Here is an 11,487-nt window from a genome sequence, read left to right on the forward strand (position 1 = left end):
TTTTCATGGTATTAGATTTAAGGTTAACAATGAAGATTGGCTGTCCGTGATGGATGGCCTTTTTTTTTGAAACAAATATTAGAGAATCCGTGTTTAATCGCCATAAACGAAAAGAATGGTTATGAACAGGATTCTATTTTATATTGGAGCATTGGTTTTGTTGTTGACGGTTAATTCCTGCATAAAAGAAGATTTGGAGGAATGTCCCCCTCAATTTACGGTAAAAGTATTTATCGAGGATAAACAGTATATAAATATCGGTGAGATTCCTCAGTTGAACAGTAGAGATGAGACGCTTCCTTTTCGGGACTTTGTGGGGACGATTCATTATTCCTTGCACAACCTTCTAACCGGGGAAATTGCAGATTCTTCTTCATTTGTCCCTGTTGTGGATGACGCAAAGTTTTATATGATTGCGTTTCATAATATACCCGATGGACGATATGAACTGACTGTCTGGGGGAATGTAACGCAAGATATGGACCCGCGTATCCTGCATGCTGATGGTGCTGAACAGACCGACCTCTTTATGGCGACATCCATTCTTGATTTCACGTCGGGTTTTCAGACGACCGATGTTCTGATGAAGCGGGTCAAGGGGAATTTAGTGCTTATTTGTAATAATTTTCCTTCTGATTTTACGCATGTGGAAGAGAAAATCAGCTCGGTTTATCAATCGGTCGACCCTCATTTTGTGTATTCAGGAAGTACCAATGTTGTAAAGACGGCCCCTTTGCTGCCGGTTAACCAGTTCTTGCTGGCTCCGACTGTAAACGGAACGAATTCGACTGTGAACCTCCGGTTCTTTAATCCGAACAGTGCTGGCAACAAGTCTGCCATAGAATTTCCTGAATTTAATGTGACATTGTCTCGGAACAAAATATCTGTCATTTCCGTAGACTATAATCCCGAAACGATTTCCTGGAAAATCAGGACATCCCTATTTTAGGACCTTTGCTGAACACGGATTTCCGATTTGGATGTGGATGGCTGTGACATTTTGATAATCTTAAATTCATATTCCTCTGTCATGCAGGATGTGTTACTGTGCCGCTTATGTGTTATGTAAGGGAAAAACCGTATCTTTGTACTCAGTTATATGTCAATATCCAAAAATTAAGATATGAAGAGAGTTTTCTGCCCCAAGTGTGATAATCAGTTAGCATTTGACGAAACAAAATACCCGGAAGGTAAAGTGTTGGCATTCGTATGTCCGCAATGTGGTTCTCAGTTTAAGATCAAATTGGGACGAAAAGTAGTCCGTACCGAATCAGGACAGGAGAAAGAGGTAAAGGAGCCGGATTTTTCCTGCGGTTATATTACGGTAATCGAAAATGCTTTCGGGTTCAAACAGGAGCTTCCCCTCGTAATGGGCGATAATGTGATCGGCCGCCGCAATAAAGATACCGACGGAGTCGATGTCCCTATTATCACGAGCGATCCCAGCATGGGCCGTAAACACTGTGTGATCAATGTGAAAGAAGATAAAGAAGGAAAGCTCGTTTACACATTGCGTGATTTCCCAAGCCTTACCGGAACATTTTTATGCAGTGTCCTTGTCGGAAAGAAAGAGCAAATACGGATCGGCGAAGGCGCCATCGTAACGATCGGTGCTACCACCTTTATTCTCCATGTACCGGGAGGGGAGGAAGAGTAGGGCATGCGGTTAAAACTTAGATACTGTCCGGAGTGAAACTGACCTCTTGCATCAGGGCGATAAGGGAGATAGGGGGAATTTGGCGTAGGTTTCGGGAGAGATGGATGCAAAAAATCCTTTTCGACTCCGGTGCAGTAAACTAAGCTAAAGAATCATTATTCATGCTTTTTGTTTTAGACTTCGACAATAAAACAACTTATAACGGGTTTGGCTCACGCCCTTTTACATAAAGAACCACAAATATATTAAACGAAAGTTTCATCAATTTCGGCTGAATAGGCCTTAAGGAGCTATTACTTAGCTTGTAATCCCTGCGTTGTATTAAAATGAAAATGTTAAATCGGATATTTCGGACAATCTTTCTGACAGATCCTTTTTTATATGTACTTTTGCAAACGAAAGAGGCAATAAGATTAATTAATGGAACAGAACAAGGTACAGGCCACTACGGGGATCACCTTCCACGTACTGGTCGCTTTGAGCATATGTCACTGCTTGAATGACACACTACAGTCCGTTATCTCGGCTGTTTATCCACTATTTAAGGAAGATTTAGGTTTGAGCTTTGCCCAGATCGGTTTGATAACGCTTGTCTACCAGTCGGCAGCATCCGTATGCCAGCCGTTGACTGGGCTGTTCTTTGACAAATGGCCCTCGGCGTGGTCGTTGCCGACAGGGATGGGTTTTACGCTCGTGGGCTTGTCGAGCCTGGCATTTGCCGATACGCTGCCCTTGGTCCTATGCTCGGTTGCATTAGTAGGGATCGGCTCGTCGGTCTTCCATCCGGAGGCTTCCCGGCTGACTTCGCTTGCATCGGGCGGAAAGCGGGGGTTGGCACAGTCGCTGTTCCAGGTCGGGGGAAATTTGGGCGGCTCATTGGGGCCTTTGCTTGCAGCCGTGTTCGTCGCCCCCTATGGGCGGAGGCATATCGCTTTGTTCACGATCCTGGCCTGTGTCGCGATTCTGGTGATGCTTCCCGTCGGGCACTGGTATAAAGGTCTCCTGCTTCGATTGAAGAAAGCGGAAGAGGAAATGCCCAAGGCGCATGTCCGTACACCGCTGCCGATGGGAAAGACCGTCTTCTCGATTACGATCCTCTTGATTCTGATCTTCTCCAAATATATTTATATGGCGAGTTTGAACAGCTACTACACCTTCTACCTGATCCATAAGTTCGGGATCAGCGTGCAAGCCTCCCAGCTTTACCTGTTCGTCTTCCTGATTGCGACGGCAATCGGAACGCTGATGGGCGGACCGATCGGCGACCGGGTAGGACGGAAGTATGTGATCTGGGCCTCTATTTTGGGAGCCGCCCCGTTCACGTTGATCATGCCTCATGTGGAGAACCTGTACCTGACGGCGGTCCTCAGTTTCTGCGTCGGCCTGACCCTGTCGTCGGCTTTCCCGGCCATCCTGGTGTATGCACAGGAATTGCTGCCTTATAAATTAGGCTTGATCTCCGGTCTCTTTTTCGGTTTTGCCTTCGGGGTGGCAGGGATTGCATCGGCCGTATTGGGGAACATGGCCGACCGCTATGGAATAGAGGCGGTCTATAACGTCTGCGGCTATATGCCGCTTATCGGATTGGTCACATGGTTCCTGCCTGACCTTAAAAAGAAACGGTAGGGCCAGGGGAACAATAGAGGCGGTCGCCTTGTTATAAATCATAAATTTCGCACAAACTAAATTTAGACGCACTTATGATTTATAACATTACTCACTTCAGCATCGCCCTGCTGTGGCTTCTTCCTGCTTTTGCCTCTGCCCAGACAGAGCCGATAGACTTGTCGTTGGAGCAATCCCTCACGCTCTTGCAAAGCGAGAACAAGAGTCTCAAGATTGCCGGGAAAGAAGTGGAACTGGCGAAGAACGAACATCAGAAACTCAATGCTTTCTGGTATCCCACTATCAGTGCCGCGGGAGCTTATGTGCACATGTCGAATCCGGTCGAGGTACGCCAACCCCTGAACCAGTTTACCGATCCGGCGAAAGAGTATGTCCATTCCATCCTCCCTAACGACCAGTTTATCTCATCACTTCTCGATAAGATCGGACAGAACACATTGACGCTGCCCCTCATCTCACAGAACATCACGTCGATCGACGCAAACCTGACCTGGCCTATCTTTACAGGCGGCAAACGCATCTATGCCGGCAAGATCGGCAAGCAACTCGTCTCCGTGGCCGAAGTCAACCGCGAACAAGTGAGCGCGAACCAGCAAGCCCTGCTGATCGAAAGCTATTTCGGCCTGCGCCTCGGCCAGCGGGTCGTCGAAGTAAAGGCAGAAACCTATAACTCCCTGAAAACCCATTACGACCAGGCTTTGAAGTTGGAGCAACAAGGAATGATCAACCGAGCCGAGCGCCTTGTCGCTCAAGTGAGCATGGAAGAGGCGAAGCGCGAACTCGAATCCGCCCGCAAAGACCTCGAAGTCGCCAGCCAGGCGCTCAAGAGCCTGATCAACATTGGAGAAGAACAGGAGATCCGCACAACGACCTCCCTCTTCATCAACGAAAGCATCCCCTCAGCCAGCTACTTCAAAGAGATGATCCCTTTTAACAATTACCTGGTCAACCAGTTGAAGCTACAGGAGGGCATCGTTGGCAACCAATTGAAGATCGGCCGTACAGGCTACCTCCCCAACATCGCCCTGATCGGCAAGCAGACCCTTTATGCGGATGGACTCGACAAATACCTTATGCCGCGCACGATGATCGGGGTAGGTTTTACCTGGAACATCTTCGACGGCCTCGACCGGGAGAAACGCATCCGCCAGGCACGCCTGACCAGCCAGTCGCTTGCCATCGGCAAAGAGAAAGCCGTGACCGATTTGCAGGTAGGAGTCGACAAGTTCTACTCCCAGATGCAAAATGCGATGGACAATGTCAAGGCGTTGAATACAACACTTGAGATGAGCAACGAACTGGTTCGTATCCGCGAGAAGTCCTTCAAGGAAGGAATGGCGACCTCCTCGGACGTGGTAGACGCCGAAGTGGTACTCTCGAAGGTGAAGACCGCCTTCCTGCTTGCCTATTACCAGTACGACGTGGCGCTTGCCAACCTCCTATCCATTTGTGGCATTCCTGAAGCCTTCCACCAATACCGGTTGGACGGTAAAACAGAGATCTTATAAACATAAAACCGTATAATCATGGACAAATCGAAGAAATACCTGACGATCTCCTTCATAGTAGTGCTGATCGCCGTAGCCATTATATCCTTGGCAGGCATGTTCCTGTTGAAGAATAAACCTGTGATCTTGCAAGGACAGATCGAAGCAACCGAGATACGCATCTCCGGGAAGCTGCCCGGCCGTATCGACACATTCTTGGTCAAGGAAGGACAGAACGTAAAAGCTGGCGACACCCTTGTCGTCATCAACAGCCCTGAAGCGCTCGCCAAATACCAGCAAGTGAACGCCCTCGAAAATATCGCCCGTTTCCAGAACCAGAAGGTAGACGAGGGAACGCGTAAGCAGATCATTGCCACTGTCCAACAGCTCTGGAACAAATCGAAGTCGGATCTCGAACTGGCAAAGACCACCTACAACCGTATCGAGGCCCTGTATAAAGACAGTGTCGTCTCATCACAACGGCGGGACGAGGTGAAAGCCTTGTACGATGCCGCCGTTGCCGGTGAGCGAGCAGCCTGGAACCAATACCAAATGGCTCTCGACGGCGCCCAGATACAGGACAAGGAGAGTGCCCGCTCCCTGGTGAACGCCGCCAAGGGAACTGTCGAGGAGGTCGCCGCCCTTTTGCAGGACGCCCGCCTGACAGCCCCGGAGTCCGGCCAGATATCGACCATCTTCCCAAAAAGGGGGGAACTTGTCGGAGCCGGAATGCCTATCATGAACCTGGTCGTGCTCGACGACGTGCATGTGGTGTTGAATGTCCGCGAAGACCGCCTGCCGCTCTTCCCGATGGGAGGGACGTTTATTGCCGATGTCCCGGCGATCGACAAGAAGGGTATCGAGTTCAAGATCAATTATGTCAGCCCATTGGGCAGTTTTGCCACCTGGAAGTCGACCAAGCAGACGGGTAGCTATGATCTCCGCACGTTCGAGATACACGCCCTGCCGGTCGGGAAGGTGGAAGGACTGCGGCCCGGCATGTCGGTATTGGTTGAATTGAAAGTTGAGAATTGAAAATCAAAAATTCAAAGACAGTATGGTTAATTCCCAATCTTCAATTTCCAATTCTCAATTTGTACGGGTTCTTCGAAGAGAACTTGCACGGATGGTCTCACGGCGTCTCTATTTCGGAGTATGCATCGTGCTGCCGTTGTTCTGCATCTTCTTCATGTCCACGATCTTCGGGGACGGGCAGATGGAGAACATACCCGTCGGCATCGTCGACCAGGACCAGACCGCTCTTTCGCGCGAAGTCACCCGGACAGTCGAAGCGGTCCCCACCTTCAAAGTCACCCGCCACTATGCCGATCAGGAGGCCGCCCGCCGTGCCACCCAGTCGAAAGAGATATACGGTTACCTCGTCATCCCGGATCACTTCGAAGCCGATGCCCTGTCGGGGCGGCAGGCGACGCTTGCCTACTATTATCACTATGCCCTCCTGAGCGTAGGCGGTGAGGTACGCGGCGCTTTCGCAACCGTCCTTAGCCAGCTCTCGATGGACCCTATCATCATGCAGGCCACCGCCCTTGGAATCGGGGAAGAACAGATTACTTCTTTCCTTCTTCCCGTCAAAAGCAGCAATCATCCCCTGTTCAATCCCGACTTGGACTATTCGGTCTTTCTGAGCAACCCCTTCTTCTTTGTCTTCTTCCAGATCATTGTCCTGCTGACCACGGTCTATACCGTCGGCAGCGAGATCAAGTTCGGGACCGGAGCGGAATGGCTCTCGGCGGCAGGCGGCAATATCGTAATGGCGGTCGCCGGGAAACTATTGCCTTATACCGTTATCTTCAGCCTGATGAGCGTACTGGCGAACTACGTCATGTTCGGCCTTATGCACATACCTTTCTCATGCGGCTTCTGGCCACTCAACCTTACGGCGATCCTGTTTGTTGTTTCAACCCAAGCGTTGGCGTTATTCCTCTTCTCCCTCTTTCCGGTGTTGAGCCTTGTCGTCAGCCTCGTGTCGATGGTCGGATCGCTCGGGGCAACGCTGGCAGGCGTGACCTTCCCGGTAGAATCCATGTATGCTCCGGTCTACTACAGCTCCTACCTTTTTCCTGTCCGTCATTTCACCGAGATCTGTCAGAACCTGCTCTATGGCGATTACGGTTTTGCCTATTCATGGGTCAATTACAGTGCGCTGCTTGCCTTTCTCCTTCCCGCCTTGCTGTTATTGCCCCGTTTGAAGAAAGCGATTGTGAACGAAGAGAAGTGGAGGCATCTTCTCTCTTAAAAAAGAAATACGAATATGAATGTTATATCAGTTATACGCGAAGAATTCAGGACAATTACCCACAGCTATGCCATCGTGCTTGTGCTGATGGGGGGCATCTTTATTTACGGTTTGTTGTATAATTATATGTACGCGCCCAACCTGGTCCGCAAAGTCCCGGTCGCCGTCGTCGACCATTCCCATAGCAAATTGAGCCGTCAATACGTCCGTTTGCTCGATGCCACTCCGCAGGTCGGTGTCGTGGCAACGGCCGTCGACTATACGGAGGCCCGTGAGATGATGAAATCGGGAGAAGCTGCCGGTATCCTTTATCTACCGGACGACTTCGAAGACCGTGTTTCGCGTGGCGAAGAGTCTGTCTTCATTATGTACGAGACGACGATCACTTTCCTCTACTATCTTTCCATAGAAGAAGCCTCGACCGGTTCCATGCTGGCCTTGAATGATGCCTACCGGCCGGATATGCTTGTCTTCCTGCCACAACAAGACGCCCCGAAGTTGGCTTCGGCCCAAGCGATCGAAGTTGTCGGGACGGCCCTCTACAACCCGACCGAAGGTTATGGCACTTATCTGATACCGGCTGTCCTGATTGTCATTATCTTTCAGATATTAATGATGCTGATCGGTTCAATAAGCGGAGGTGAACGGCATAGCGGCTCGATTGTCCGTTTTGCAGGCAACCCAGTGGACCTCTCTTTCTGGCAAATGGCACAAGTGGTAACCGGCAAGGCATTTACATATAGCATCCTTTATGTGGTCTTCACCCTTTTCTTATTAGGACTGCTTCCATTAGTCTTCAATCTGCCGGATATCGGGACACATTTGCACGTCGTCATGTTGCTAATCCCTTTTATTCTCGCGACCAGCTTTTTCGGACTTACAGCTTCCCTGTTCTTTACAGATTCCGAGATGCCGCCTCTGATGATCCCCTTCTTCTCTGTCGGCCTTCTGTTCCTCTCCGGTATCTCCTATCCGATAGAACTAATGCCTTGGTACTGGCAACTGACTTCCCACTTCATCCCGGCAGCCCCGGCAACAATGGCTTATGTCAAGCTGAATTCTATGGGAGCCTCGATGGCGGAGATACGGACGGAATATTTGATCCTCTGGGCACAGTGTGCATTCTATTTTATGACGGCTTGCCTGGTTTATCGGCATAATATCCGGAAAGCGATAGTCCGGGCGAATGGTGGAAGACTTTAATATAATATTGTATAAGACCCTTATACAATATGGCTATTTTTCTTTTATCTTCCAACTTTGATTTTTAAATGCATATAAATCATTATATTTGCGCCCATATCTGATAACATGATAAAGAAATGAGACGAATACTACATTTGATTTTGATCAGCTGTCTGTGCCTCTCGGCAGCAGCACAGAAAAACGCCCCTAAATGGATGGACAAAGCCAAGAAGGCGGTCTTTACAATTACCACTTATGGAAAAGATGGGAATAAGCTTGCCACCAGTACGGGATTCTTTATTTCCGAAACAGGCGAAGCTGTCTCTGCATATGATATCTTCAAAGGAGCCGAGAAAGCAACGGTCACAGACTTCGAAGGGAAGATGTTCCCGGTTAAGAATATCCAGGGAGCGGATGAACTGTATGACGCCGTAAAGTTTCAGGTCGAAGTGCCGAAAAAGGTCGCTTACCTGCCGATCGCTGCCGATCCGGTGGCAAACGGGACAAATGCCTTTCTGCTATTGTATTCTACCGGAAAGAACGCCACCTTTAAGTCTGGTGCCATCACCGAGGTAAGCAAACTGAAAGATCCGTATAAGTATTATAGGATGGCAATCCCATTGGAGAATAACGAACTCAATGCCCCGTTACTGACCCCCGAAGGTGAGGTGTTCGGGCTGGCACAGGCCGATGCAGGTGGAAAGAAAGATATTTGCTACGGCCTCTCTGCCGGATATGCAGGTAGCCTGTCAATAGGCTCTGCTGATTACTTGAGCTCTGCATATCGCAATATCAATATGCCAAAAGGATGGCCGAAGGAATTGGATCAGGCTACTGTTGCACTCTACCTGATTAGTGGCACACAGGATGCAAAGTCGCGCCTGGAAACGGTCAATGATTTTATCGCCACCTTCCCGGATGCGCCCGACGGCTACTTGACCCGTTCCGATCTCTATGCCTATAACCGTGCGGAGTTGGCAAACTCTCCGGCTGAACAGGCCGCTTGCCTGCAAAAGGCGATGGATGACATAAAAACCGCTTCCAAATACAGTGACAAGAAAGGTGATTTTTGGTATAACCAGGCTAAGTTGATCTACGGTGTTGCTTCGGCCGACAGCACGCTGGCCGATCCCGCTTATACGACTGAAGCCGCTATGGAGGCATTGGACAAGGCGATCGAAGAGGACAACCAGCCTGTCTATCACCAGTTAAAGGCGGATATATTGTTCAATAAAGGAGAGTTCCAACAGGCGTTCGATGAATATATGATCATTAACAACAGCGATATTGCCTCTGCTTCTTCCTATTACTTGGCTGCAAAGGCAAAGGAACAGGTTACCGGTTTCAATATCGGTGACGTGATCGACCTGCTGGACAAGGCGATCGAGAAATGCGGGACAACCATGAATGCCGAAGCGGCAGCTTATGTGCTGGAACGGATCGACTGGCGCCTGCGTCTTGCACAATACACAGAGGCTATTGCCGACTATGACCTCTATTATACACTGGTCGGCGGACAAGTGCTTCCGAACTTCTTCTTCTTGCGCGAACAGGCCAAGTTCCGTGCCGGTGACCTGGAAGGAGCTTTGAAGGATATCCGGACCGCCATACAGGGAAGTTCCGACACGCCCGACTATTATGCGGAAGAAGCCTCCATATACGTTCGTATGCAGAAGTATGAAGATGCACTCAAAAGCATAGAGAAGGCAATTGAAATCGCTCCTGATTTCGGAGCCTGCTACCGCTTACGGGGCGTTTGTTACGTCCGTTTGAAGAAGAAAGCAGAAGCTTGCGAAGCATTCAACAAAGCTAAGGAATTGGGGGATCCGCTCGCCGAAAAGCTGATAAAGGAACATTGCAAATAAGAAAGGTATATGAAGAAACTGATGAATGTATTGCCATTGCTGCTTGTCGCTGCCCTGCCGTTCGGTACGGCTTGCCAGAGCAATAAGAAGAAGGCGGCGGAGAACGTGAATATAACGTTGTTCGATAAGGAGTTGCCGGAGATCAAGGCATTGGTCAACGGTGAATGGGAACTGGTGAGTGGCAAGAACGCCCGTGAGTTCTGCGAGTATGAAAATACTTTCATCAAGTTTGCAGACGACCGGTATGTCTGGACGGAGGACGGCAAAGCCGAACCGGGAGCCTTGAATTGGCGCAAAGCGGATACGGGGGCCGGATATGAAGCCTATCTGATGGATGTCTTCTACGAGACCAACCCGGCCTATCCTGTGTCTGTCAAAGGGGATACTCTTATCCTGCAAGATTGCTCTGAAACGGGATATCAATATACTTTAGTCAGGAAATAGCCTGTATCACGAACCGGTATTTTACCGGATGCGGATGATATGCCAATAACTCTGCCGGGGTTTGAAGGGATGCCTTTCCTCGTCCGCCGCAGACATACACGCCCAACTCTTCCGACCTTCTGTTAATCACCTTCTTTAAGGCATTCATAACCGATGTCGTTATGCCGGACGAATGCCAGTCCATCCTCAACGGTAGATCTGCATATCCTCTTTTCATGCTGCTAAGTTAAATAAAAAGAGAACTAACAATCCGAAACGAATGTATAATATTCGGAACAAACGAGAGGAAAGAGGTGTTATGTATTCATAATCAACTAAATAATTATCAATATGAATTTACATGTGACAGATAAGGATCATATCCTGGGCCCCGACGATGCCCCGATAGAAATAGTCGAATATGCAGACTATCAATGTTCCTATTGCGGAAAAGCTTTCTATATTATGAAGGATATCCTGAAAGAACAGGGAGATAAAATACGCTTCATCTTTCGTAACTATCCGTTGGACGAGTTGCACCAATATGCCGTACATGCGGCTGTTGCTGCCGAAACAGCCTCGGCACAAGACAAGTTCTGGGAAATGCACGATATCTTGTTCGAGAACCAGGAAGAACTCGATGATACCCATTTGATTGAATATGCCCGTATTATCGATATGGACGTCAAGAAATTCAAAGAAGATTTCGGGCAGGAGCGTTTCATCCGCAAGGTACAGGAGGACTTCGATTCTGGCAATAAGGCGGGTATAGAAGGAACTCCCACTTTCTTTGTGAACGGAAAGAGGTATGAGGGCGACTGGATGACTAACGAGTTTCCGGAATATCTGAAGTCACTTCTTAAGTGAACCGGACCAGGCTCGTGAGAAAGAAGGGGGAGTGTGGAAAAGGGGAAAATGATAGGTTATTTAATAAAAAGAAGGTGTGTCAAAAGAAAATCCTGCTTACAATAGACATAATTTAGGCAC

The 11,487-nt window shown here is 49.0% G+C and carries 11 protein-coding genes; 10 read left to right on the forward strand and 1 reads right to left on the reverse strand.

Annotation, left to right across the window (positions count from 1 at the left end):
• The first annotated feature begins 121 nt into the window (after positions 1 to 121).
• The 9 genes from RDN79_RS18195 (at position 122) to RDN79_RS18235 (ending at position 10,521) form a co-directional block, all read left to right on the forward strand.
• Positions 122 to 949, forward strand: coding sequence for a hypothetical protein (locus tag RDN79_RS18195; protein WP_298549785.1), 828 nt, complete (start codon positions 122 to 124; stop codon positions 947 to 949).
• Positions 950 to 1,123: 174 nt separating this feature from the next.
• On the forward strand, positions 1,124 to 1,657 hold the full coding sequence (locus RDN79_RS18200; protein WP_298549783.1) for an FHA domain-containing protein: 534 nt from the start codon (positions 1,124 to 1,126) through the stop codon (positions 1,655 to 1,657).
• A 420-nt stretch (positions 1,658 to 2,077) separates the two neighbouring features.
• Entirely contained in the window at positions 2,078 to 3,283 is a 1,206-nt protein-coding gene (locus RDN79_RS18205) for an MFS transporter (protein ID WP_298549782.1), read from the forward strand.
• Positions 3,284 to 3,357: 74 nt separating this feature from the next.
• Positions 3,358 to 4,791, forward strand: coding sequence for a TolC family protein (locus RDN79_RS18210; RefSeq protein WP_298549781.1), 1,434 nt, complete (start codon positions 3,358 to 3,360; stop codon positions 4,789 to 4,791).
• A gap of 18 nt (positions 4,792 to 4,809) precedes the next feature.
• Positions 4,810 to 5,805 (forward strand): HlyD family secretion protein, encoded by a 996-nt coding sequence (locus tag RDN79_RS18215; protein ID WP_298549779.1) that lies wholly within the window; start codon positions 4,810 to 4,812, stop codon positions 5,803 to 5,805.
• A gap of 22 nt (positions 5,806 to 5,827) precedes the next feature.
• Complete coding sequence (locus tag RDN79_RS18220) at positions 5,828 to 7,027, forward strand: ABC transporter permease (protein ID WP_298549777.1); 1,200 nt, start codon at positions 5,828 to 5,830, stop codon at positions 7,025 to 7,027.
• A 15-nt stretch (positions 7,028 to 7,042) separates the two neighbouring features.
• Positions 7,043 to 8,230: an ABC transporter permease gene (locus RDN79_RS18225; protein ID WP_298549775.1), complete on the forward strand. Its 1,188-nt coding sequence runs from the start codon at positions 7,043 to 7,045 to the stop codon at positions 8,228 to 8,230.
• Between the two features lie 119 nt (positions 8,231 to 8,349).
• Positions 8,350 to 10,077, forward strand: a complete 1,728-nt coding sequence (locus tag RDN79_RS18230; protein WP_298549773.1) for a serine protease — start codon at positions 8,350 to 8,352, stop codon at positions 10,075 to 10,077.
• 9 nt (positions 10,078 to 10,086) lie between these two features.
• On the forward strand, positions 10,087 to 10,521 hold the full coding sequence (locus RDN79_RS18235; RefSeq protein WP_298549771.1) for a hypothetical protein: 435 nt from the start codon (positions 10,087 to 10,089) through the stop codon (positions 10,519 to 10,521).
• On the opposite strand, the gene RDN79_RS18240 is transcribed toward RDN79_RS18235, so the two are convergent.
• Positions 10,511 to 10,738: a DUF763 domain-containing protein gene (locus tag RDN79_RS18240; RefSeq protein ID WP_298549770.1), complete on the reverse strand. Its 228-nt coding sequence runs from the start codon at positions 10,736 to 10,738 to the stop codon at positions 10,511 to 10,513. The two genes, RDN79_RS18235 and RDN79_RS18240, sit on opposite strands and share 11 nt — an antisense overlap.
• A gap of 113 nt (positions 10,739 to 10,851) precedes the next feature.
• On the opposite strand from RDN79_RS18240, the gene RDN79_RS18245 reads away from it, so the two are divergent.
• Positions 10,852 to 11,367, forward strand: a complete 516-nt coding sequence (locus RDN79_RS18245) for a DsbA family protein (protein ID WP_298549768.1) — start codon at positions 10,852 to 10,854, stop codon at positions 11,365 to 11,367.
• Positions 11,368 to 11,487: the final 120 nt, after the last annotated feature.

It is taken from the genome of uncultured Parabacteroides sp. (genome assembly GCF_902493135.1).
Taxonomy (GTDB): domain Bacteria; phylum Bacteroidota; class Bacteroidia; order Bacteroidales; family Tannerellaceae; genus Parabacteroides.

Coding starts and splice junctions, on each gene's coding strand:
- RDN79_RS18220 (WP_298549777.1), top strand. CDS start 5,828: ATGGTTAATTCCCAATCTTCAATTTCCAATTCTCAATTTGTACGGGTT.
- RDN79_RS18215 (WP_298549779.1), top strand. CDS start 4,810: ATGGACAAATCGAAGAAATACCTGACGATCTCCTTCATAGTAGTGCTG.
- RDN79_RS18235 (WP_298549771.1), top strand. CDS start 10,087: ATGAAGAAACTGATGAATGTATTGCCATTGCTGCTTGTCGCTGCCCTG.
- RDN79_RS18195 (WP_298549785.1), top strand. CDS start 122: ATGAACAGGATTCTATTTTATATTGGAGCATTGGTTTTGTTGTTGACG.
- RDN79_RS18200 (WP_298549783.1), top strand. CDS start 1,124: ATGAAGAGAGTTTTCTGCCCCAAGTGTGATAATCAGTTAGCATTTGAC.
- RDN79_RS18230 (WP_298549773.1), top strand. CDS start 8,350: ATGAGACGAATACTACATTTGATTTTGATCAGCTGTCTGTGCCTCTCG.
- RDN79_RS18225 (WP_298549775.1), top strand. CDS start 7,043: ATGAATGTTATATCAGTTATACGCGAAGAATTCAGGACAATTACCCAC.
- RDN79_RS18210 (WP_298549781.1), top strand. CDS start 3,358: ATGATTTATAACATTACTCACTTCAGCATCGCCCTGCTGTGGCTTCTT.
- RDN79_RS18245 (WP_298549768.1), top strand. CDS start 10,852: ATGAATTTACATGTGACAGATAAGGATCATATCCTGGGCCCCGACGAT.
- RDN79_RS18240 (WP_298549770.1), bottom strand. CDS start 10,738: ATGAAAAGAGGATATGCAGATCTACCGTTGAGGATGGACTGGCATTCG.
- RDN79_RS18205 (WP_298549782.1), top strand. CDS start 2,078: ATGGAACAGAACAAGGTACAGGCCACTACGGGGATCACCTTCCACGTA.